Here is a 22257-nt window from a genome sequence, read left to right on the forward strand (position 1 = left end):
TGCCCCACAGGGGGAGACCGCCACGCAAGCCGCCCTCAGGCCACGCCCGGAACCGTGTTCCTTGCGGCTCCAGTCCAGGACACCCTGGGATCATTGGGGAAAATATGCAGCGGGGGGGGTGGGGTTCGCTTCCGTGCCAACCCCCGTGAAGGCGTCACCGGCCTGGCCGGCAGGGAAGCTTAGACGTAGGTCGAGGTCGAGGACGACGATGACCCGGATGAGGACGACGCGGTCACGCCGGACAGGTTCTGCGCAAAAAGCGATTCGAGTTCGCCCAAAAGCCCGCCCGAATCGTCGCCCGGAGGCGGCCCGTACATGGCGTTTCCGGCGGAATCAGGCGGCCGCAGATCCGGCATCTCGCCCGAGGCGGCGGCCTCGGTGAACTTGGCGGCCAGTTCGGTCAGCATCTGCTGCCGTTGCGGATCGGTCTCCGCCTCGGCCTCGGCGGTCAGATCGTCGGCAATGTTCTGGGCCACGGTCTTGAAGGTGTCGTTGTCGCTTTGCTGCAGACTCGCAAGCTGCTGCAAAAATGACCCGCTCTTTGAAATCTTCGAGGTGTCGCTCGACTCCGTGCCGGTCTCGGCCGTTGACGTGACGGACGAGGTCGAAGTCTTGTCAATCCCCAAAATTTCATAGAGATACGACAAAGACGAGGAAGAACTGACGCTCTCCATGGACATGCCCATGTCCTCCTTTGGGTTGCAGGGTTACGCCGGGGTGGGCAAAAATTTCCCCCATGGGCTCGAAAGCAAAAAAAGGGCCGCAGGCGATGGCGGGAATTGTCTTGAGCATGTGTCAAGGATTCTTTAGAGGATACAACATGTACGATGCGCCGTGGCACGTCCCCTCCGCCCTCTTCGACCCTGGCTGGGTGGATCGCATGCGCGATTCCACCGCCGTCAGCGAGTTCTCCCCTGAGGCGGCCATCATCACCGCTGTTTTTTTCGGCGTCTTTGTGGTGCTTGTGGCCACCGCCTTTCTGGTCAAATCCCGTGGCGCGGGCGAGGTCCGACTGACCCCGCTGACCTGGATCACCGACACCGCCAAAATCCGGGAGATATTTCTCAACGCCCTGCGCCGCAGAAGCAAGATCCGGCTGACCTTTTCCCGCGAGGATGCCACGGGCGTCTTCACCGACGCGGCCCTGTCCGAGGTCTACTCCGACAGCCTGACTCTGGAGTTGTCGGCCACGGTGCAGGCCAACCGGGGTTGGATCGGCAAACGTGTGGAATGCGACTTCCGCCTGCGCCTGGACCCGGCTGCGGAACAATGGAACTTTTACACCTTCGTGGCCGGAATCACGGACGCCAGGGTGGTTCCCGGCCAGTTCGCCCAGGTCACCATATCCCTGCCCAGCCGTCTGGAAATGGAGCAAAAGCGGGCCTTTTTACGCGTGGAGCCCGGCCGGGCCGATGTCCGGGAGCTCGACATCTGGCCCGAGACCCACGTGCGCGACGAACCGCACCGCCCAGACGATCCCGAGACCTGGGGACACCCGGACCTGACCCTGACCGAAACCACGGCCCCGGACATCGCCCTGGACAACGTCTCCGGCGGCGGCCTGCGCCTGTCCCTGCGCGGCGATGCGTTGCGCACCGGGCTGACGCTTTTGACTCCCGGACGGCGGGTCTACCTGTTTTTGCGCCTGGCCGACCGCCAGGCCGCGGGCGAAAGCATCCTGTTCCGGCTGGCCTGCCAGGTCATGAACGCCTACGCCGCCGACGCCCCCGACGGGAGCCGGGCCTTCGGCCTGCGCTTCGTGGGCTTCGGCGAACCCGCCGCTGACAATCCCGCCCGCCTGGGTTGGAAGGCCCTTCAGGGAGGCGGCGTGCCCGCCGTGGACGACTGGGCCTACGCCAAACACCTGGACATGTACCGGGCTCGCGGAAAATAGCCCCTGGGACGGGATTTTTCCGGTTTGGCCCCCATGGACGCCCCGGATGGTTCATGCTAATCGCCACAAAACGATGACGAAACGCGCGTCATTCCGGCACATGCGTCCCCTATGCCGGACAGGACGGCAATGCGTCATGGTCGAAAACGTCTACGGGAGGAACCCGTTTTGGAAGACGATTCGGAAAGTACCTTCTGGAACTCCATCACCAAATTTTTCCGCCAGCGTGACGACGCATCCCTTGAGGCCCTGATCCAGGAGGCGCGCACGGAAGGGCGCATCCTTCCGGAAGACGCCTCCATGCTTTTGAACGTGCTTCGCCTTGAGAAAAAGCACGTGGCCGATATCATGATCCCCCGGCCGGACATCATCTGCGCCGACCTCACGGATGGGTTCGACGAGGTCTGCCGCCTGATCGTCACCCACGGCCACTCGCGCATCCCCATTTACAAGGAAAACCGGGACCACATCGTGGGCGTGGTCTATGCCAAGGATCTGCTGAAGGCCCTGCTCGCCCCCGAGGGAACCGACGCCAGCCCGCCGCATCCGAATCTGGAATCCATCCTTCGCGACCCCCTTTTCATCTCCGAGACGCTCAACCTGCGGCGCATGCTGCTCGAATTTCGCGGCCGCAAAAAACACATCGCCATCGCCCTGGACGAATACGGCGGCACATCGGGGCTTCTGACCCTGGAAGACGTTTTAGAAGAGATCGTGGGCGAGATCGAAGACGAGCACGAGCCGAACAAGCCAGAAGAATTGCAGATCATCGACGAACACACCCTGCTGGTCTCCGGCCGCGCGCCCCTTGAAGATCTCAACGAGCGGCTGGGCATCCGCATCGAATCCGAACAGGTGGAAACCATCGGCGGCTACTTGAGCGAACTGGCCGGCCGGGTTCCGCGCAAGGGCGACACCTTCACCCTGGAGGGATGGCGGTTTACGGTCAGGGAAAGCGACAAACGCCAGGTTCGCTGGATTTTGGCCGAGAAATTGCCCCTTTAAGCAACACGCAACACTGACCGGAGAGACAGTCGCCCGCCATGTTTTTTCCCATTACGCTCGCCATCGTCGGAACCTGGATCGGTTTCGCCAATCCGGTCTACCGGTTCCCGGGACTCATCCTCCTTTTCCCCCTGGCCATGGCCCAGGTGGCCTTTGCCGCCAAAACCCCGGGCCAGGCCGCCAAGGCCGGGCTGGCCGCCGGAACCATCGGCGCGCTGGGAGTGCTCTACTGGACGGCCATCCCCATCCGCTTCTACGGCCATCTGCCCTGGCTCCTGGCCCTGCCCATGCCCGTGCTCCTTTCCCTGGCCATGGGCGCCTATGTGGCCCTTTTCGCGGCGCTCCTGCACCCGGCGGCGCATCGGCTGGCCCCGCTGCCCTTCGGCCTCTTCGCCGGGGCCCTGTGGACCCTGGTGGAGATCGGCCGGGGGACGCTTTTTACGGGATTTTCCTGGCTCAACCTGACCGCCGCCCTGACCCCCTGGCCCTTTGCCGTGCAGGGCGCGTCCATCCTGGGGGCCTACGCCCTGGCCGGCCTGTTGGCCGCCTGCATGGCCTGGATCGTGGCCGGTCGCTATTTCTCCCTGACCTCCCTTCTGGGGGTGGTTCTCCTGGTCGGCGTCGGGGTCTTCGGCAACCTCGAACTCAAGCGCCCCCTGCCCGAGGGGCCGACCATCCGGGTCGGCATCGTCCAGGGCAACGTGGACCAAAGCCTCAAGTGGGATCCCGACTACCAGAAGGCCACAGTGGACGCCTACCTCGACCTTTCCGCCAAGCAGGTCGCCGAGGCCGCCACGGATCTTCTGGTCTGGCCCGAAACGGCCATGCCCTTCTATTTCCAGGACGGCGACATCCTGGCCGCCTCGGTGGCCCGGTTCGTCCGGGAGCGCGGCGTGCCGCTCATTACCGGCTCCCCGGCCTATGCCCGGGTCGGCGAAGGCTATTCCCTGTACAACCGGGTCTATCTGGTCACCCCGGACGGCGAGAGCCGGTCCCATTACGACAAGGCCCACCTGGTGCCCTTCGGGGAATACATCCCCTTTGGCAAGTACCTGCCGTTTTTATCCAAGCTGGCCCACGGCGTGGGAGATTTCGTTGCCGGACAGGACGCCGCCCCCCTGCGCCATGGCAATCTTGCCCTGGGGATCTTAATCTGCTATGAGGCGATATTCCCGGAATTGGCCCAGGCAAGTGTGGAGGCCGGGGCCAACATCCTGATCAACGTCAGCAACGACGCCTGGTTTGGCCGCTCTTCAGCCCCCCTGCAACACCTTGATCTGGCCGCGCTTCGGGCCGTGGAACAGGGGCGCTTCCTCATCCGGGCCACCAACACGGGCATTTCCGCCGTGATCGACCCCCGGGGCCGGGTGCTGGCCCAAAGCGGCCTGTTTGCCGCCGAAACCCTGGCCTACAGCGGGGCGGCCCTTTTGACGGAACAGACCCCCTTCCATGCGTATCGCGGCCTGATCCATTGGACCTGCGCCGGGATCGCGGTTGTTTTGGGGACGTTGGCCCTGTTGTCCGCGCCGCGCAGGCGCTCGAACAAAATCCGCTGAACCATAACCCCCCCTCCACACGGAAAAATATGCTCCAATATCCGGAATTGCGCACCCAAGGCAAGGAACTGATCGACAAATTTCAAGACCTGTGGAGGCGTCTTTGACATCGATGCCGACCAGGAACGCCTTGAGGAAATCGAACGCGAGTTGGTTCGCCCCGACGCCTGGGACAACCCCGAGCGCCTGACTCCCATTTTGCGGGAAAAAAGCCTGATCGTCGCCAGGGTGGACCGTCTGGCGGAATTGCGCCGGGTGCGCGACGACCTGGAGGAATGGCTGGAGCTGGCCCGGGACGAGGGAGGGCAGGAGGTGCTTCTCGCCCTGTCGGACCAGATCGTCCTTTTGGGCGAGAAGTTGAAAAAAGCCGAAATGGCCGCCTTTTTCACCGGGCCCGAGGACACCGCCGACGCCATCTTCGAGATCCATCCCGGCGCGGGCGGCACCGAGGCCCAGGACTGGGCCGAGATGCTTTTGCGCATGTACCGGCGCTGGTGCGAGCGGGAGAATTTCGAGATCAAGTTCCTGGACTTTCTGCCGGGCGACGAGGCCGGGGTCAAAAGCGTCACCCTCCAGATCTGCGGCCCCTATGCCTACGGGATGCTGCGCAGCGAAAAAGGCATCCACCGCCTGATCCGCATTTCGCCCTTCGACGCCTCGGGCCGCCGCCACACCTCGTTCGCCTCGGTGGACGTCTATCCCGACGTGGGGGTCGACATCGACATCGAGATCAAGGACGAGGATCTGCGCGTGGACGTGTTCCGGGCCAGCGGGCCGGGCGGGCAGCATGTCAACAAGACCAGTTCGGCCATCCGCATCACCCACCTGCCCTCGGGCATCGTGGTCCAGTGCCAGAACGAGAAGTCCCAGCACCGCAACCGGGAATCGGCCCTCAAGGTGTTACGGGCCAGACTCTACGAACAGGAACTGCAAAAGATCGAGGCCGAAAAAAAGGTGGACTACGAGGCCAAAAACGCCATCGGATTCGGCAGCCAGATACGGACCTACACCATGCAGCCCTACCGGCTGGTCAAGGACCACCGCACGGGGGTGGAGATGGGCGATGTGGACGCGGTGTTGGACGGGGATCTGGACAAATTCATCCGTGGCTTCCTGTTGCGGCAAAGCGATGCCAGACAACACTGATCCGGCCACGGCCGAAAACCGTCAGGCCCTCCTGGCCGAGATACTGGCCTTGCGCCGGATTCTGGCCGAACGGGCGGCCTCCTGCCCGGGCGGCGATCCGGACAAGGAGGATGACGTCGTGCTCATGCGCCTGTGCACCGGCCTGCCGCTTCCCGACTGGGACGCCCTGGCCAGGGCCCACGATCTGCATGACTGGCTGGCCTTGCCCCTTAAGGGACACCCCCTGCCGCATCTCAAGCGCATCCAGAAAACGATCCAGGAACTGGCCCATCTATCGGACCACGACCAACTGACCGGGCTCGCCAACCGCTCCGCCTTCGAGCGCACCCTGGCGGCGGAGCTTGAGCGCAGCACGCGAAACGGCACGGCCCTGTCCCTGGCCATCCTGGATCTGGACGACTTCAAGGCCATAAACGACACCTATGGCCATTTGTGCGGCGACGAGGTGTTGCGCCGGGTGTCGGCGGTCATCGCCGAGGCCAAGCGCACCTATGATTTCGCCGCGCGCATCGGCGGCGAGGAATTCGCCCTGGTGTTGCCGGGGCTCGGCCTTTCCCGGGCTGAAGGGGCGGTACGCCGCATCGTCGCCGCCGTGGCCGCGCTTCGTGTGGACTGTGGACACTTCGCCTCGGATTTGCGGGTGACGGTGTCGGCCGGACTGGCCTGCACCAAGGGCAAGGTGGCGCTCACCCGCGACGGTTTGTTCGGCCCCGCCGACCAGGCCCTGTACGAGGCCAAGGCCCAGGGCAAAAACCGGGTGGTCAAGGCCCCCCTGGTGGATCTCGCCCTGCCTCCGGAGGATACCCTGGTCGGGGCCGACGAGAAAAAATTCCTGTTTACCGGCTCGTGAAGGATGTGACCTGCCATGGACATCGCGGAAAAAAATCCCAACGCCACCCTGAGCGTTTCCATTTTAAGCGGCAAGGGCGGCGTGGGCAAAACCAACATGGCCCTGAACCTGGGTTTCGCCCTGTTCAAGGCCGGCCACCGGCTCCTGCTCATGGACTTCGACGTGGGTCTGGCCAACATCGACGTGCTGCTGGGGCTGTCCCCGGAAAAAAACCTCCAGGATCTCTTCCGGCCCGGGGCCACGGCCGAGGACGTGGTCTACCCCATCGAGAGCGGCGGGTTCGATTTCCTGCCCTCGGCCAGCGGCGTGCCCGAGCTTTTGGAGATGGACGAGGACATGCGCGAGGCCCTGTTCTCCAAGCTCAACAGCGTCTTTACCCGCTATGACTACCTTTTTCTGGACCATGGCGCGGGGATAAGCTCCAACGTGCTGTCGGCGGCCTCCATGAGCCGCATGCCCATCCTGGTGGTCACCCCGGAGCCGACCTCCCTGACCGACGGCTATGCCGTGGTCAAGGTGCTTGCGGCCAAGCACCGGGTGCGGAATTTCCACGTCCTGGTCAACCAGGTCGCCAGCGCCAAGGAGGGCCAGCGGACCTTCGACCGGCTGGCGGCGGCCTGTGAGCGTTTTCTGGGACTGCACCTGTCCTTTTTGGGCAGCGTGCGCCTGGACGCCGCCGTGCCCGAGGCCGTGCGCCGCCAGGTGCCGCTGATGAAGCACGCCCCCACCTGCCCGGCGGCCCAGGACATCATTGCGGTGGCCGTGAAAATCCATCGCCACCGGCAAAAACTCGGCGCAAAGCTCAAAGAGGGCACTATTCTTAAGAATATTTTGGAACGGGCCTCCTAGCCCTTGACGAGTCGCCCCCTTTTTCGGCAAGATTTTAAAATGGATGCATGAATTTGAGGGGTCGATCAGGGGTCGCATGTCAAGGTCACCGGGACCGAGGGTCGCACGGGACAAAACCGCAAGGGAACGCACAATGAACAAGAGCGAACTCATCAAAAACCTGGCCGAGGCCAGGGAGCTGCATGTGGACGAAGCCTCCGACATCGTCAACGCCTTCATCGAATCCATCAAGCAGGCCCTGGTCAACGACGACCGGGTGGAGATTCGGGGCTTCGGCAGCTTCAAGATCAAAGGCTACAAGGGCTATACCGGGCGCAATCCCAAGTCCGGGGACGTGGTCACCGTGGCCCCCAAGAAGCTGCCGTTTTTTCCGTCCCGGCAAGGAACTCAAGGAATTCATCAACCAATAGCCCGGGACTCCCAGTGAAACGCTTCGCGATCCTCTTTCTTCTCGCCGTGGTCTGGTCGACGTGCGGCGTCGGCCAGGTTGTTGCGGCCGACTCCCTGGCGGTGATTTTCACGGCCAACACCTTCGGGGCCTTTGCGCCCTGCCCCACCTGAGGCGGCAAGACCGTCGGCGGCATGGCCCGGCGGGCCACGCTTTTGCATCGGGTCCGGGACGGCTTGCCGTCCGACGCCACACTGGTCCAGGTGGCCGGCCCCTACGAATTCCTGGAGCCGGGCGACGTCCAGGCCCCGGCCGGAACTGCCGGTCCCATGGCTGCGGCCCTGGCCCGGCTGGCGCCTGATGTCCTGTGCCTGGCCCCGGAAGAGGCCGCCATGCTGTCCCGGTCGGGCCTCGACCTGCCCCAGTCGGCCGTGGTGTTGTCCGGCGCGCCCCAGACCAGGGTGGTTCCCCGGGGCGGGGTGCGCCTGGGATTCGTGTTTTTTCCCATGACCGGCAAGCCCGGGGCCGAACCCGAGAGCAAGGCCCGGGCCGCCGTCGTGACCGCCGCCCGGGAGATGCGCGGCAAGGCCGATCTGGTCATCGGCGTCAGCCCCTGGGGCAGCATGGCCGAAGAGGCGTTTCTCACCGCCAACCCCGACGCGTTCGACGTGCTTTTGGGCGCCGGGCATGGATTCGGCACCCCGGCCATGCCCCAGCCCGTGCCCCGGACCCTGTGGGCCCGGTCCCACACCAAGGGCAAGACCATAGGCCGCCTGGACATCTCCCTGCCCGTGAAAAAGCCCGACGCCCCCTGGCTTGTGGGGGAGAACCACCGCGCCGAGCTGCTCAATCCGGATTATACGGTGCCCGGCGACCCGGACATCGCGATTCTGGGGGATGCGCCCACGGTGGCGGCCGCGCCGCCCCCGGCGACCACGGCCACCCCGTAAAGGCCCTGGTCCCGGCCCTCCCTCCCCCACACCGCCCGGCGGCATTCTCCACGGTCGCCCGGCGGCATTCTCCTCGGTCGCCCGGCGGCATTCTCCACAGTCGCCCGGCGGGCGGCCCGTCGCAGGGCGAACGTTCCCTCCCCCGGCAGGACGCGGAGACCGCCCCCACGCGCCGTTGACTTTCGCCCCCGGTATCCTACAACGGGACGCACGCCGCCACAGGGGGACACGGGCGATGGACGAAACAACCAGGATTTTCTTGGCCGGACGCCGGGGCATGGTGGGCAGCGCCTGCTGGCGGGCCTTGACCCGGGCGGGCTTCACCAACCTTCTCGGCCCCACCTCGGCCGAACTCGACCTCACCCGCCAAGCCGACGTGGAGGCCTTTTTCCGGGACAACCAGCCCCAGGTCGTCATCCTGGCCGCCGCCCGGGTGGGCGGCATCCTGGCCAACGCCACCTTCCCGGCCGACTTCCTCTCCATCAATCTGGCCATCCAGACCAACGTCATCCATACCGCGCGGCTCTGCGGCGCGCGCCATCTGGTCTTTTTGGGGTCGTCGTGCATCTATCCCAAGTTCGCGCCCCAGCCCATCCGTGAGGACGCCCTGCTCACCGGGCCGCTTGAACCCACCAACGAGGCCTACGCCCTGGCCAAGATCGCCGGGGTGCGCCTGTGCCACTTCATCAACCGGCAGTACGACACCGTCTACTGGCAGCTCATGCCCACCAACCTCTACGGCGAAGTCGACTCCTTCGACCTGCAACAAAGCCACGTCCTGCCCGCGCTCATGCGCAAGTTCCATCTGGCCGCCCTGGCGAAAAAGGGCGACACGGCAGGCATCGCCCGGGACGTGGCCCGCTTCGGCCCCCTGCCGGACGACATCAGGGACGGACTCGGGCTCAGTCGCGACGGCGCAACCGTCGATCCTGACCGGGTCAGGGTGGTCCTGTGGGGCACGGGCACGCCGCGTCGGGAATTTCTGCATGTGGACGATCTGGCCGCCGCCGTCCTGCATGTGCTGTCCCTGGACGGCGTTCCGGCGGATCTGGTCAACGTGGGCTGCGGCCACGATCTGCGCATTGCGGAACTGGCCGAAATGGTGCGCCGCATGTCCGGCTACGACGGCGAGATCGTCTGGGACACCTCAAAACCCGACGGCACGCCGCAAAAGCTCCTGGACGTGTCGCGCCTGACGGCCCTTGGGTTCACCGCGTCCATCTCCCTGGAAGACGGCCTGCGCCGGGCCTATGACTGGTACCTGCGGGAATCGGCCCGGTAACAGCCTCCCCCCAAAGTCTACCGCGCCACGCCCAGCAGGAAGGCGGCGGCGTCCGGGTGCGGGGTGATGCCCAGGGCGGCCAGGGACTTGGCGGCCAGGGGGGTGACGCCGCCGCTGATCCAGAATTCGGCCTTTGCGGCGTTGCGCCCGGGCAGGGACTCATGAAGCTTTTGCGCCAATGAGGCCGTGGATTGGGTCCAGGCCAGCATGTCCAGGGGGAAGCAGAAAATCAGGTTCCCGGACTGGGCGCGTCCGGCCACGAAGCGGCCCACCCGCTCGAAGCGCACGATGTGCTCCTTGCGGGTGTCGTAGGAGGAGAACATCAGCGCCATGCGTTCCCGGAAAAGGGCCAGATCCTCGGAATCCGTGGACAGGCAGAAGGCGATGAACGCCTCGCGGTTCGCCGTGCGGGACATGGCCGCCAGGGCGGAGACCAGGATGCTCTGATGCACCGGGGAAAGTTCGGTGTTGTCGATGAAGGCCTCGGCCAGATCGGCGGGCACGCCCATGGCCAAAAGCTTCTCGCGGTTCATGCGCCGCAGGTCGGCGGGCGGCATGGCCACATCCATGTCCGTAAGCCATTTGCTGGTTCCGGCCACGGACACGCCCACGCCCACAGCGCCAGGGACGGCCGCGCTGGCCCCGGTGGCCAGCAGGCTCCCGGCGAAATCCGCCCCAGCCAGCCTGTCAAGGCGCTCCTTGAGAAAGGGGTTGGTGGAATAGGGGTCTACGCCGAAACGCTTGGCGATCTCCCGCTTGGAGCGGGAATAGCCCAGGGCGGCGGCGGCGGGGTTGTCTTCGTATTTGCTGGCCTTGCTTTCCACCAGGCTCTCCTCGGCGCGCTGAAACATCTTGCCCACGCCCGACAGGGCCCCGCCAACGGTTTTGAGCGGACTGGTCACCAGACTCACCGCGCCCTTGACCGTATTTTTCCCCTTTTCCTTCACGGCGTCGCCGAACTGTCCGGCAGGAGCAACCTTGTCCATGGCCACGATGGCCGCGCACTCCTGAAGCCGGATGCCCAGAAGGGCCGTGGAGAGCACCTTCAGATCGCCCTGGGGGGTGTGCAGGGTGTAGGTGTTCAGGTAGCCGTCGTTCCTGACGGTCTCGTCCACCCGGCAGTTGGGGGCCGTGAGCATGGTGGCGGGCAGGACGGCCGAGGCCCGCAGCGTCGGCGGGGCCTCCATGGCGCCTGCGCCTTTTACGGCAGGCGGCGCGGCCTGTCCGGGGACGGCGGCAAGGCTGACCAGGGCCAGGGCGACAAGAAGGACGGCGGGGATGGCGGGACGGATGGTCATGGGATCTCCTGGGTGCACGGCTCGGGCATGGGATGAATGAGGCTGGGCATACGTACCGAAAGTATCGCCCCGGGGCAATGGCCGGGGCGACCCGGAAAGCCGACTGTGGCTCTACTTGCCAAAGCCGCCATCCGGCATTATCTGACACCCTCCCCCACATACGCCAGGGCGGCCGTCAACCGGGCCGCCAGCCCCCGCAACCCCTGTCCGGACGTAACCATGCTTGAAAAAAATCCCCATATATCCCTTTCCCTCGATCGCCTGGCCCCCCGCGTTTTCGGCCTCACCCTTGAAGAGCTCGCCTCCTGGCCCGACGACGCCCGGGAACTGGCCGTCTCCCTGGCCGCCGAATGCTTCCTGGTGCGCTACAACCCTTACGTGAATCCCGAAGAGGTTCGCCAGGGGGTGTTTGCCCGCCTCGACGCGGCCCGGCCCACGGCCTGGGGCGACTACCCCAAGACCCTGCGGGTGGCCGTGGACCGTTTCTGGCGCGACTACGACGAGGACACGCGCTTCAAGGAGCGGGTCATCATGCGCCTGGCGGAATTTCTGCCGGACGAATGCATGGCCCAGCATCCCGGCAGCCTCGTGGAATGCTCCACGGACGCCACGGATCTGCGCATGGAACTGCCCATGCTGGTCCTGGCCCCGTCCTGCACGGCCCACATCCAGGGCATCATCCGCCTGGCCGGGGAGATGGGATTCGCCGTGGTGCCCCGGGGCGGCGGCTCAGGACTTACCGGCGGGGCCATCCCGGCCCGCCGCCGCTCGGTGATTTTGAGCATGTCCCGGATGAAGACCATTTTCTCCGTGGATGCCGAAGAGAAGCTGCTCCACACCCAGACCGGGGTCATCACCCTGACGGCGATTACGGCGGCGGCCAAAAAGAACCTGCTGTTGACCGTGGACCCGGCCTCCAAGGCGGCCTCGTCCCTTGGCGGCAACATCGCCGAGAACGCAGGCGGCCCCTTTGCCTTCGAATACGGCACCACCCTGGACAACATCCATTCCTACACCATGGTTCTGCCCGACGCCCGGGTGATCGAGGTGCACCGCAAGAACCACCCCAGGCACAAGATCATGCCCGGGGACACGGCGGTCTTCGAGGTTTTCGATCCGGCCGGGAACCTTCTGGAGACCATCACCCTTCGCGGCGACGAGATTCGCGGCGTAGGCCTTGGCAAGGACGTGTCCAACAAATACCTGGGAGGGCTCCCCGGGGTGCAGAAGGAGGGCGTGGACGGGGTGGTCACCGAGGCCCGGTTCATCCTCCACGACCGGCTTCCCCACTCCCGGGTGCTGTGCCTGGAATTTTTCGGCCGCTCCATGCGCCACGCCATGCTGGTCATCCGCGACGTGGTGGGGCTGCGCGACCGCATCCGCCAGGAAGGGGACGCGGTCAAGATCTCGGCCCTGGAGGAATTCGGCCCCAAATACGTGCGGGCCATCAACTACGCCAAAAAATCCGCCACCTACGAGGGCGACCCCATCTCCGTGCTGCTTTTGCAGCTCGATTCCGCCGACGAAACGGCCCTTGACGCGGCCGTGGCCCACATCGTGGACATCGCCACGCCGTATGAGAACGTGGACATCTTCGTGGCCGAAGACGAGAAGCAGGCCGAGATCTTCTGGGAGGACCGCCACAAGCTCTCCGCCATCTCCAAGCGCACCAGCGGATTCAAGATCAACGAAGACATCGTGATCCCCCTGAACGTGATCCCGGAGTTCTCCGACTTCATCGAAGAGTTGAACCTCACGTGTCTGGCCCGGGCCTACAAGGAATCCCTGCAAAACGTGGGCAGGCTGCACGGCATCCCGGCCTCGGACGAATTTTTGGCCATGGAGCTGGAATTTTGCGACCGCATCCTGCGCGGCGGGCTCTCGGCCAAGGACTTAAGCGACGCGGAAGTGGAGGTGCAGACCTACTACTTCTTCTCCGACCTGACCTCTCGCTATCCCCGCCTGCGCGACCCCCTGCGCGAAATCTACACCGAGATGATCGCCACCCGCATCGAGGTGGCCAACCACATGCACGCCGGGGACGGCAACTGCCATGTGAACATCCCCGTCAATTCCAATGACCAGGAGATGATGCGCCGGGCCATGGAGGCCGCCGACCAGGTGTTCACCAAGGTCATGAAGCTGGGCGGGGCCGTATCCGGAGAACACGGCATCGGCATCACCAAGATCGCCTTTCTGGAGGATCGCAAGATCGCGGCGCTTAGGCGCTACAAATCCGCCGTGGACCCGAAAAACCTCTTCAATCCTGGCAAGCTGGTCACCAAGACCCTGGATGTCGAGCCCTACACCTTCTCGTTCAACCGGCTGATCCGCGACATCAAAAAGACGGCCCAGCCCGAGAAAGAACGCCTCATCACCATGCTGGCCAACATCCAGTTCTGCACCCGGTGCGGCAAGTGCAAGCAGGTCTGCCCCATGTATGCCCCGAGCCAGGGCCTCCTGCACCACCCGCGCAACAAAAACATCAGCCTGGGCGCGCTCATTGAGGCCATCCACTATTCGCAATTGCGCTCCGGCGAGGCGGACCCGGACCTGCTCGACCGCCTGCGCCGACTCATGGAGCACTGCACCACCTGCGGCAAATGCGCCACGGCCTGCCCGGTGAAGATCCAAAGCGCCCAGGTGGCCCTGGACATGCGGGCCTACCTGGAAAATAAAAACGCGGGCGGCCATCCGGTCAAGACCAAGGTGCTGCGCTATCTGGCCGAAGACCCGGCCGCACGGCTGCCGCGCGCCGCCAAACTCATGGCCTACGGACAGGCCTTCCATGGCAAGGCCATGAGCCTTGTCCCGGCGGTGTGGCGCAACCGGCTGTACAATCCGGTCCTGCGCGGCCCCAACCCGGCCATGGGCATCAAAAACCTGTCCGAAAAGCTGCGCCTGGAGCGCGGCAGCCTTTTTGCGGACCCGGACACCCCGGCCGACGCGGAAACCGTGCTCTATTTCCCGGGCTGCGGGGCCGGGCTCTTCCAGGCCTCCATCGGCCTGGCCGCCGTGGATTTGCTGTTGCGGGCAGGCCTTCGGGTGATCCTCCCCCCCACGCACCTGTGCTGCGGCTATCCCCTGGCCGTGTCGGGACTGGCCGAGGCCTTCGCCGCCAACCGGGAACGCAATCTCACGGCTTTCACGGCCTTTCTGACCATGGCCAAAGACAAGGGATTTTCCCCGGCCACGCTTTTGACCGCCTGCGGCACCTGCCGCGAGGCCCTGGAAAGCTACGATCTGGCCGGGCCGGACGGCCCCATGCAACGCCAGGACGTGGTACAGTTCCTCATGCCCCGCCTGCCCGCCCTGCACTCCCCGGACCCGGGCCTTCTGTACCATGCGGCCTGCCACGCCGAATGGACCGGCATCTCCCCCACCAAGGCCCCCGAGGCCTACCGGGCCGGGCTGGCCGCGCTCACCGGAACCCCGGTGAGCCTCTCGCCGGGCTGCTGCGGCGAGTCCGGACTCGGCGCCCTGACCTCGCCCCAGATCCACAACAAAATCCGCGCGGGCAAGACCGCGACCCTGCGGGCCGAACTCGCCGACGACACCACGCCGGTCATCGTGGGCTGCCCCTCCTGCCGCATCGGCCTGGCCCGCTGCATAAACGAGATCGGACGCAAAAATCCCGTGCTGCATACCCTGGAATACCTGGCGGCGCAGCACGGCGGCCCGAAATGGAAACGTGACCTGAAAAAACGCCTCAAAGCCGCCCGGGTCCGGGCGTAAGACTTCCCGGGGGGAACCTTTTTTGAAAAAAAGGTTCCCCCCGAACCCCCCGCCAAAAAACTTCGGCGCGCTTCGCGTCCGCGTGCGGGAGACAGCATGTTCTCCGGGCCGCCATGATTTTCGCGGGCGTTTCCGGCACAGCTTCGCTGTGCCGGAAACGCCCGCGATATCAGGGGGTCCGGGGGAAATGATTTCCCCCGGGCGGGGTACGGGGCGGCAGCCCCGACTTATTTGGGGTCGATACCCAGGGCGCGCAGGGCGGCCATGCCGCCCAGGATGTTTTGGACGTTGCTGCGGCCGTCGTGGGCCAGGGTGATGAAGGATTCGTAGGACCGGGCCCCGGTGTTGCAGACCAGCACCACAGGCTGGTCCCTGGGAACTTCGTCCAGGTGTCTGGCCAGGTGTCCCTGGGGGATGTTGTGCCATTTGCCGGGGAACCGTTCCAGCAAGGGTGCGGCGTCGGAGGCTTCCCGGCAGTCGAGGAAATAGCATGTTCCCTCTTCCCACAGGGGCGCGAAGGACTCGGGCGGGATGCCGAGGTTGCGACCGGCGAGGATGTTGTCGGCGGCGTTGCCCACGGTGTTGATGACATCCATGGCCGAGGCGAAGGGCGGCGAGTAGGGATATTCCAGGTTGGACACGTCGTCCACGGTGGGAGAAAAGGGCATCATGGCGGCCACGGCCCCGATGCGGCCCACCAGGGCGTCGCCTGCGGCGCAGAGGCCCTGGATGCCGAGCACCCGGCGGCTGCCGCGTTCGACGACGAGCTCCAGGGTCATGAGTTCCTTGCCGGGATAGAAATGGGCCCGGTCGAGTTGCACGACCAGGGCGCTTGTGGCGTCCAGGCCTTCACGCAAGGCGTCCTCCAGGGTCAGTCCGGCACCGGAGACGGCCTTTTCGAAGAGTTTGACGGCGTAGGAGCCGACAGCGCCTTTGAAGACGTCCCGGCCGCCGGCCAGGTTGGTCCCGATGACCCGGCCCTGGCGGTTGGCCATGGAGCCCATGGGCAGGAAAAAGGGCTTCCCGGTGATCAGGTTCGTAATCTCCACACAGTCGCCCCCGGCGAAGATGTCCGGGTCCGAGGTGCGCAGGCCCTCGTCCACCAGGATGCCGCCGCGCGGGGACACGGCCAGTCCGGCCCGGGCGGCCAGGTCGGAGTTGGGCACGACGCCGACGGCCATGACTACCAGATCCGTTTCGATGACGCGCTTGTTGGTGACGATGCGCTCCACCTTGCCGTCGCCCTCGATGGCCTGGACGGTCTCGGCCAGATGCACGGTGACGCCTTTCTCCCGGATATGGGCCAGGGCCATGTCCGAAAGGGCGGGGCTTACGTTCCGGGGCAGGATGCGCGGCGCGGCCTCGATAACCGTGGTTTCCACGTCCCACATGTCGGCCAGGGCCTCGGCCATCTCCAGGCCGATGAATCCCGCGCCGATGACCACGGCCCGCTCCACGCCCCCGGCGGTGACGGCGGCCCGGATGGACTCGGCGTTGTCCAGGTTGGCCACCAGATGGACGCCGGGCAGTTCGTTTCCGGGCACGGGCAGGCGGCGCGGCCAGGCCCCGGTGGCGATGACCAGCTTGTCGTAGGACAGGTCTTCCTCGCGACCGGTGGCCAGATCTTTGACATGCACGGTCTTGGCGGCCCGGTCGATGGCCAGGGCCTCGACCCCGGTCTTGACCTCGACGCCTTTGACGTCGCGGAAAAAGGCTGTGTCGCGGGTCATGTGGTAGCTGGTGGCCGTCAGTTCCGAGGAATCGGAGACGTCGCCGGAGACATAATAAGGGATGCCGCAACCGCCGTAGGAGATGCGGGTATCCTTGTCGATCATGGTCACGGTGGAGTCGGGATCGAGGCGTTTGAACCGGCTGGCGGCCTTTGGTCCCAGGGCGACCGCGCCGATGATCAGCACATGGTGGGACATGGTGCGCTCCTTGAAAATCCGGGGTGTCCGGAGGGGGTTTTCGTAAAACCGTAGGTCAAGGGAGGGTTATAGAAACGGCAAGGATTTGGCAACCGGCCCCCTGGCGGATGCATGCGAAAGCCCCGGAGGGGAGGACGCGGGGGGAAGACGGCTATTCGAGCTCTTCACCCAGGAAAAAGAACACGCCGTCCCGGGAAAAGCACATGCGCCCGTCGTCGAGAAGGATAAGCGAGGACAACCCCGGGATGGAGCAGCCCGTTTCGATGACGAAGACCTTGGGGGCCATGTGCCCCAGGGCCTGGGGGGTGACGCGATAATTGTCGCCGAAATAGGCTGCGGCGTCGTGGTCGGTCAGGGTGGGGACGATGGCGCAGGAGACGTCGTCGAATTCGATGGTTTCGGTGTCGATGAACAGGCGCTTGCCCGTGAGGGCCTCGGCCTGGGCCGTGTCCATGGCGGCAACCGGGCCGAACTGGTGCCCGGTGATGGTCCAGTAGCCGGAGGCGGCCCAAACGGGCTGGGCATGGACCATCCACAGCAGGGCCAAAACCGCGACGACGCGCCCCACGCGGCCGACTCGGCCGCGATGATGCGTGTGCGGGGAGACATGGGGACGGAGAAGAGTATCGCCTGCCATGGGAAGCGGCTATACTCCCGCGACTGCCCGGAGACAAGGGAAAAGGCTGCGGCGCATTCGACATGGCTACGTCACCGACCCGCCACAGGGCCGGATCACAATGCCCAAAAAAGTGGAGGCATGCACCCATGCGCAAATTTCTGATTCCCGGCCTGGCGGCGCTGACGCTCACGGCCCAGGCCGCCCTGGCGGCAGAGCAACCGACGGTGGAGAAGTACGAAATCACCATCCCGAAACAGTTCAACATCCCGGCCACGGGAACGGCCAAGGCCCAATTTCCGGACGGCTTCCCCATGGGCGTGGGCTCGGGCATGTCCTTTGCCGAGCGCCTGCCGGACGGGGCGCTGATTTTTTGGGCCGTGGGAGATCGCGGCCCCAACGCCGACTCGCCCAAGTACGCGGCCAAAGATGGCGACAAGCCCAAGGATTCAAAGATCTTTCCGGCCCCGGAGTTCGTGCCCAAAGTGGCCAAAATCAAGGTGGCGGGCGGCAAGGCCGAGGTCATCGAGGTCAAGGAAATCCATGATGCCTCGGGCAAGCCCATCTCCGGCCGCCCCCTGGACAAGGGCGCGGTGGGCTCCACGGGCGAAACGCCCCTGGACATGGACATGAAGGTGCTGGCCTTCGACGCCGAGGGCCTCGACCCCGAGGGCATCGACGTGGACAAAAAGGACGGATCGCTGTGGCTGTGCGACGAATACGGCCCGTTTCTCATCAATATCGACCCGGCCACGGGCAACATCCGCAAGAAGTACGCCCCGGGCCAGGGCCTTCCGGCGGAACTGGCCGCGCGCCAGCCCAACCGGGGCTTCGAGGGCCTGGCCGTGACGCCCGGCAACAAGGTGGTGGCCGCCGTGCAGTCCATCCTGGACAACGAGGGCGACCTCAAGGCCTCCAAGGCCCCATTCATCCGGCTGGTGGAGCTCGATCCGGCCACGGGCGCGGTGCGCACCCTGGCCTACCCCCATGACGTGGACGCCTACAAGTCAAGCGCGGCAGCCAAGATCGGCGGCATGCAGGCCGTGTCGGATACGAAATTCGTGCTCGTGGAGCAGGCCAAGGGCAAGGACGGCAAGATGCGCAACGTCCTGTATCTGGTGGACATTGCCGGGGCCACGGACATCTCCGGCAAGACCGCCCCGGACGGCAAGCCCCTGGAATCGGCGGCGGACCTGGCGGCGCTTGCGGCCATGGGCGTGACCCCGGCCGCAAAGACCCGGCTGGTCGATCTGGTGGACCTGGGCTGGACGGCGGAGAAGGCCGAGGGCATCGCCCTGGTGGACGAAAAGACCCTGGCCGTGTCCTCGGACAACGACTTCGGCCTGGCCCTGACCGTGGCCGATCCGGCCACGGACGAGGACGGCAAAAAGGTGGAGGATCCGGGCAAGTACGTGCTCACGGGCGAGGGCAAGATGCTTTACAAGGGCAAGGAGACGCCCACGAAATTCGGGATCAAGGCCTCGGGCGAGCCGGGCTTTTTGTGGATTCTGCACTTCGATGCGCCCCTGGCCGCGCGGTAGGCCGGATCGACCCTGCATCACGCCAAGGCCCGCCCGCCAGGACGGGCCTCAGATTGACGACAAAGCCCCGGTTTTTCGAAACCGGGGCTTTGCGCCGTCGACGGCGACCCAGACGGCTTGATGAAAGCCATGAAAATCATTTACTTATGGTGCGGATGCGTTGCGACCTGCCCGTGATTTCCCAGGCGGCCGACTGTGTCCGCAGTCCCGGGCCCGGCTTTGCGTTGCGGGCCGATTCATGGCATCCTCCGGGCCTTCGGCAACCCCCCCCCGCTGCACGGGCGCCCCGCAAAAGGCATATCGCATGATGGGCTACACCCACGCGGCCATCGGCTGCGTCCTGGCGCTTGGCGTCAACCACCTGTTTCCCTCGGTCCTGGGACGCACCCCGGAGATCCTGGGCATGGCCGTCCTGGGCAGTCTGGCCCCGGACCTGGACGAACCGCAAAGCCTTTTGGGCAAAAAACTGGCGGTCATCGCCCACCCGCTCAAGCTCCTTCTGGGACATCGGGGGTTCACCCATTCCCTGGCCGCTCTGGGGCTGGCGGTGGTGGCGCTTTTTGGGCTTTTTTCGGCGGGTTACGGCCCGCGCCCGTCCTACGGGCTGGCCTTCGTCCTGGGCTATGCCGGACATCTTGCCGCCGACTGGATGACCTCGTCCGGGGCTCCGCTTCTGTGGCCCAACCCCGCGCGCTATGCCTCGCCCCTGCCCATGCGCACGGGCGGCGCGGCCGAACACATGATCGCGGTGCTGGTGGTTGCGGCCGGGGCCTGGCTGGTGCGCGCGGGATGACGAGAACGTGTCGCCGCCGTAAGCCAAAGACTCGCGGGTTTGGCCTGCGCGCCTGCGGAAAATTCATCCCGCCGTCCACGACGATGCGCCAGGCCAGCATTTAGCCTGCGCCTGCGAGAAATTTTGCCCGCCGACCCCCTACCGGCCCCGGGCCACGCCTGCATAAAAATCCAGATACACCTGGGCATGGCGCGACAGGCCGTACTCGGCCACGGCCAGTCCCCTGGCCCGGGCCGCGATCTTGCCCCGCAGCTTCGCATCCGTGACCAGCCGGGCGATGGTCTTTTCCCACACCCCGGGGTCCGGCCCCACCAGCGGCCCAAAGGCCCCGGGGCCGCCATCGGGATTTTGATAGGGCGGCAGGTCGGAATAGACCCCAGCCACGCCAAGCGCCCCATATTCCAGGGCCTTGATGTTGCTTTTGGCCCGGTTAAACGGCGTGTCGCGCAGGGGGGCCAGTCCGATGTCCGGGGCCAGTTCGACCAGCTTGCGGGCATAGGCCGTGTAGTCGTCGAAAAAATCCAGTTGCCGGGACCGGGCGGCCAGGATCGGATCCCGGGGAGCGCATCCGAAGAAATACAGTTCCACGGCGTCGCCGAACTGTTCCACGATGCGCGTCAGGGCCGGGGCGATCATGTCCAGGTCGGCCATATGGGTGGGAGAGCCTGCGTAGACGATGCGCACCGGGCGGGAAGGATCGTCCCGGGTTCGGCGTGGCGCGGTGAAAATCCTCTCGTCGATCAGGTTGGGCGCCACCGCCACCCGCCCCGGGACATCTGAAAAGGCTTTGGCCAACTCCTGTGTGGACACGCAGATCGCCCGGGCCCGTCGGGCAAGCTCGCGGCAATAGGGGAGCATGGGGGTCATCCTTTGGGCCAGGGGATGGCCGTCCGGGAGGGCCTCGAAATGATCGTCCACATCGTAGACCACGGGCTTCCCCGAGGACAAGGCCCGCTCCACCAGGGGCCAGGTTTCGCGCATGGGAAAACAGCGCTGGAAGGCCACCACGTCCGCCTCGTCCATGGCCCTGGAGTCCAGGGCATAGTTTTGGCCGTCGCTTTTGGCCCCCCACACCAGACGCAACCGTCCGCCCAGGGCCCGGGCCGGATCGAGAAACCGCACCCGGGCGCAGGCATAGCGCACAAGCTCCAGGGAATAGACGGCCACGGTCAGGGGGTGGGCGGACATGTCCCGTCCTTACGGATGGTTCGGCCGCCCGGACGCGGACGGCCGGACGGCCTGGGGCCTATTTGTTCTTGTCGCAGTACTGGGCGCACAGGTCGGCGGCCCGGCCAATGGAACTCTCGCAGGCGTCGCCGCTGATGTTGGCGGAGGTGAGGTTCCGCTCCACCTTGTCGCAGGCCAGACGGCACTCGGCGCTGGTCGGGTAGGTGACCACGAATACCCCGGCGAACTCGTCGCACACGTCCCGGCAGTTGTCCGAGGCGTCGGAAACGCAAAAGGACATGAAGTCCCCCAGGGTCATCCTGGGGTCCGTCTTGGCGCAGGACACGACCGCCAACAGGGCCAGGATCGCCGCCGCACCACATGTGATCATCTTGCGCATCGCCTGCTCCTTTGTTTTGGCGCCCGTTCCAGTCGGCCCCGTCCGGGCGCAACGGGGCCATCATCCAAATTTTCCGGGGCGTTGGCAAGGTAGCCGGGTTTCCCCGTCCCTGGCAAGGGGCCTTTGCGCCGCAGCCGTCTTGCCTCGGACGCCCCGTTGCGGTTATGGGCATGGAAACTGTGTAAGCAAAGGACCGCCCATGCGTTTCGTCCGTTTCCTGGCCTTGGCCCTTTTTGTTCTCCTGAGCACGACCGCCCTGGCCCAATCCCCTCCCCCGGCCAGCCTGGGCGGCATCGACCTGGGCGGCGACGCAGCCCGCTTCGGACGATACCTACAGCCCGGCAAGGCCAAACCCGTGGAGGACGCCCCCTCCCTGGCCCGGCGCGACATCAAGCCGTCCGGGGCCTTTCGCGGCGGCTATCTGCTGGCCGGAACCTGCGCCTTCCCCGGCCGGGTGGCCCGCATCAAGCTCAAGTATGCCGACGGCAGCGAGGAATTTTTCCGCCGCCTGTCCGGGGCGCTCATGGACCGCTACGGACTGCCTGCGGAATACAAGGGCGACCTGGAGGGCCAGGTTCTGGGCAACAAATGGAGCTTCACCAATGCCCAGGGCGAATCCATAAGCCTCATCGTGCAGCACTCCGACGCCGAAGGCCTGGACCACGACAAGGGCAATGTCATCAAGCTCACCAACTGGGCCTTGGTGGATGCCGAACGCCTCTGCCACGAGTCCCGGCGCCCCAAAGCCACGCCGCCCCCGGTTCCGGCCCCGGCCAACCTGGACGGCCTGCTCCCCCGCTGATGCCTGCGCCCCCTTTGGGCGCACGTCGTCCTTTTTCCCACCAGCGCGTGACGGTTG

The 22257-nt window shown here is 65.5% G+C and carries 18 protein-coding genes and 1 pseudogene; 13 read left to right on the forward strand and 6 right to left on the reverse strand.

The features are described 5' to 3' along the window. Positions 1 to 179: 179 nt before the first annotated feature. Positions 180 to 680, reverse strand: coding sequence for a hypothetical protein (locus GD606_RS08275; protein ID WP_163300431.1), 501 nt, complete (start codon positions 678 to 680; stop codon positions 180 to 182). Between the two features lie 140 nt (positions 681 to 820). On the opposite strand from GD606_RS08275, the gene GD606_RS08280 reads away from it, so the two are divergent. The 9 genes and pseudogenes from GD606_RS08280 (at position 821) to GD606_RS08325 (ending at position 9920) form a co-directional block, all read left to right on the forward strand. Then, positions 821 to 1894: a PilZ domain-containing protein gene (locus GD606_RS08280; RefSeq protein ID WP_163300430.1), complete on the forward strand. Its 1074-nt coding sequence runs from the start codon at positions 821 to 823 to the stop codon at positions 1892 to 1894. A 168-nt stretch (positions 1895 to 2062) separates the two neighbouring features. Beyond that, positions 2063 to 2899, forward strand: a complete 837-nt coding sequence (locus GD606_RS08285) for a hemolysin family protein (protein WP_163300429.1) — start codon at positions 2063 to 2065, stop codon at positions 2897 to 2899. A 38-nt stretch (positions 2900 to 2937) separates the two neighbouring features. Beyond that, positions 2938 to 4455 (forward strand): apolipoprotein N-acyltransferase, encoded by a 1518-nt coding sequence (lnt, locus tag GD606_RS08290; protein ID WP_211922063.1) that lies wholly within the window; start codon positions 2938 to 2940, stop codon positions 4453 to 4455. Positions 4456 to 4484: 29 nt separating this feature from the next. Then, positions 4485 to 5601 (forward strand): peptide chain release factor 2 gene (prfB, locus tag GD606_RS08295; protein ID WP_163300428.1). Its coding sequence is split into 2 segments (ribosomal slippage): positions 4485 to 4559 and positions 4561 to 5601, totalling 1116 coding nucleotides; the frame shifts between segments, so codons are not numbered across the junction. Continuing rightward, positions 5585 to 6451, forward strand: coding sequence for a GGDEF domain-containing protein (locus tag GD606_RS08300; RefSeq protein WP_163300427.1), 867 nt, complete (start codon positions 5585 to 5587; stop codon positions 6449 to 6451). The genes prfB and GD606_RS08300 overlap by 17 nt, the downstream gene beginning before the upstream one ends. 15 nt (positions 6452 to 6466) lie before the next feature. Continuing rightward, on the forward strand, positions 6467 to 7300 hold the full coding sequence (locus GD606_RS08305; protein ID WP_163300426.1) for a MinD/ParA family protein: 834 nt from the start codon (positions 6467 to 6469) through the stop codon (positions 7298 to 7300). A 133-nt stretch (positions 7301 to 7433) separates the two neighbouring features. Next, positions 7434 to 7710, forward strand: a pseudogene (locus GD606_RS08310) (HU family DNA-binding protein). 13 nt (positions 7711 to 7723) lie between these two features. Next, on the forward strand, positions 7724 to 8638 hold the full coding sequence (locus GD606_RS08320) for a UshA-like (seleno)protein family 2 (RefSeq protein ID WP_420705179.1): 915 nt from the start codon (positions 7724 to 7726) through the stop codon (positions 8636 to 8638). Positions 8639 to 8873: 235 nt separating this feature from the next. Then, positions 8874 to 9920, forward strand: a complete 1047-nt coding sequence (locus GD606_RS08325) for a GDP-L-fucose synthase family protein (RefSeq protein WP_163303896.1) — start codon at positions 8874 to 8876, stop codon at positions 9918 to 9920. A gap of 17 nt (positions 9921 to 9937) precedes the next feature. Here GD606_RS08325 and GD606_RS08330 read toward each other — a convergent pair whose 3' ends face one another. Further along, positions 9938 to 11218 carry a hypothetical protein gene (locus GD606_RS08330; RefSeq protein WP_163303897.1) on the reverse strand — a complete coding sequence of 427 codons (1281 nt, stop codon included), beginning with the start codon at positions 11216 to 11218 and terminating at the stop codon, positions 9938 to 9940. A gap of 219 nt (positions 11219 to 11437) precedes the next feature. Here GD606_RS08330 and GD606_RS08335 point away from each other — a divergent pair, with 219 nt between their 5' ends. After that, positions 11438 to 14953, forward strand: coding sequence for an FAD-binding and (Fe-S)-binding domain-containing protein (locus GD606_RS08335; RefSeq protein WP_163303898.1), 3516 nt, complete (start codon positions 11438 to 11440; stop codon positions 14951 to 14953). A gap of 227 nt (positions 14954 to 15180) precedes the next feature. On the opposite strand, the gene GD606_RS08340 is transcribed toward GD606_RS08335, so the two are convergent. Then, a complete protein-coding gene (locus GD606_RS08340; RefSeq protein WP_163302772.1) occupies positions 15181 to 16881 on the reverse strand; it encodes an FAD-dependent oxidoreductase in 1701 nt (566 codons plus the stop codon). A 151-nt stretch (positions 16882 to 17032) separates the two neighbouring features. After that, the gene (locus GD606_RS08345; RefSeq protein ID WP_163302771.1) at positions 17033 to 17449 is read right to left on the reverse strand and encodes a hypothetical protein; all 417 of its coding nucleotides are present in this window, start codon (positions 17447 to 17449) and stop codon (positions 17033 to 17035) included. 197 nt (positions 17450 to 17646) lie between these two features. Here GD606_RS08345 and GD606_RS08350 point away from each other — a divergent pair, with 197 nt between their 5' ends. Beyond that, positions 17647 to 19038, forward strand: a complete 1392-nt coding sequence (locus GD606_RS08350; RefSeq protein WP_163302770.1) for an esterase-like activity of phytase family protein — start codon at positions 17647 to 17649, stop codon at positions 19036 to 19038. 304 nt (positions 19039 to 19342) lie between these two features. Next, positions 19343 to 19831: a metal-dependent hydrolase gene (locus GD606_RS08355; protein ID WP_163302769.1), complete on the forward strand. Its 489-nt coding sequence runs from the start codon at positions 19343 to 19345 to the stop codon at positions 19829 to 19831. Positions 19832 to 19969: 138 nt separating this feature from the next. Here the strand turns inward: GD606_RS08355 and GD606_RS08360 are convergent, their stop codons facing one another. Continuing rightward, a complete protein-coding gene (locus tag GD606_RS08360; RefSeq protein WP_163302768.1) occupies positions 19970 to 21019 on the reverse strand; it encodes a glycosyltransferase family protein in 1050 nt (349 codons plus the stop codon). Between the two features lie 58 nt (positions 21020 to 21077). Beyond that, the gene (locus tag GD606_RS08365; RefSeq protein ID WP_163302767.1) at positions 21078 to 21398 is read right to left on the reverse strand and encodes a hypothetical protein; all 321 of its coding nucleotides are present in this window, start codon (positions 21396 to 21398) and stop codon (positions 21078 to 21080) included. Between the two features lie 199 nt (positions 21399 to 21597). Between GD606_RS08365 and GD606_RS08370 the strand changes: the two genes are divergently transcribed. After that, positions 21598 to 22200, forward strand: coding sequence for a hypothetical protein (locus GD606_RS08370; protein WP_163302766.1), 603 nt, complete (start codon positions 21598 to 21600; stop codon positions 22198 to 22200). Positions 22201 to 22257 lie beyond the last annotated feature (57 nt).

The organism is Desulfolutivibrio sulfodismutans DSM 3696, assembly GCF_013376455.1.
Classification (GTDB): Bacteria; Desulfobacterota; Desulfovibrionia; order Desulfovibrionales; family Desulfovibrionaceae; genus Desulfolutivibrio; species Desulfolutivibrio sulfodismutans.

Excerpts from the sequence above, each read along its gene's own strand:
- GD606_RS08275 (WP_163300431.1), bottom strand. The coding sequence starts at position 680 with ATGTCCATGGAGAGCGTCAGTTCTTCCTCGTCTTTGTCGTATCTCTAT.
- GD606_RS08280 (WP_163300430.1), top strand. The coding sequence starts at position 821 with ATGTACGATGCGCCGTGGCACGTCCCCTCCGCCCTCTTCGACCCTGGC.
- lnt (WP_211922063.1), top strand. The coding sequence starts at position 2,938 with ATGTTTTTTCCCATTACGCTCGCCATCGTCGGAACCTGGATCGGTTTC.
- GD606_RS08300 (WP_163300427.1), top strand. The coding sequence starts at position 5,585 with ATGCCAGACAACACTGATCCGGCCACGGCCGAAAACCGTCAGGCCCTC.
- GD606_RS08305 (WP_163300426.1), top strand. The coding sequence starts at position 6,467 with ATGGACATCGCGGAAAAAAATCCCAACGCCACCCTGAGCGTTTCCATT.
- GD606_RS08325 (WP_163303896.1), top strand. The coding sequence starts at position 8,874 with ATGGACGAAACAACCAGGATTTTCTTGGCCGGACGCCGGGGCATGGTG.
- GD606_RS08330 (WP_163303897.1), bottom strand. The coding sequence starts at position 11,218 with ATGACCATCCGTCCCGCCATCCCCGCCGTCCTTCTTGTCGCCCTGGCC.
- GD606_RS08335 (WP_163303898.1), top strand. The coding sequence starts at position 11,438 with ATGCTTGAAAAAAATCCCCATATATCCCTTTCCCTCGATCGCCTGGCC.
- GD606_RS08340 (WP_163302772.1), bottom strand. The coding sequence starts at position 16,881 with ATGTCCCACCATGTGCTGATCATCGGCGCGGTCGCCCTGGGACCAAAG.
- GD606_RS08350 (WP_163302770.1), top strand. The coding sequence starts at position 17,647 with ATGCGCAAATTTCTGATTCCCGGCCTGGCGGCGCTGACGCTCACGGCC.
- GD606_RS08355 (WP_163302769.1), top strand. The coding sequence starts at position 19,343 with ATGATGGGCTACACCCACGCGGCCATCGGCTGCGTCCTGGCGCTTGGC.
- GD606_RS08360 (WP_163302768.1), bottom strand. The coding sequence starts at position 21,019 with ATGTCCGCCCACCCCCTGACCGTGGCCGTCTATTCCCTGGAGCTTGTG.
- GD606_RS08365 (WP_163302767.1), bottom strand. The coding sequence starts at position 21,398 with ATGCGCAAGATGATCACATGTGGTGCGGCGGCGATCCTGGCCCTGTTG.
- GD606_RS08370 (WP_163302766.1), top strand. The coding sequence starts at position 21,598 with ATGCGTTTCGTCCGTTTCCTGGCCTTGGCCCTTTTTGTTCTCCTGAGC.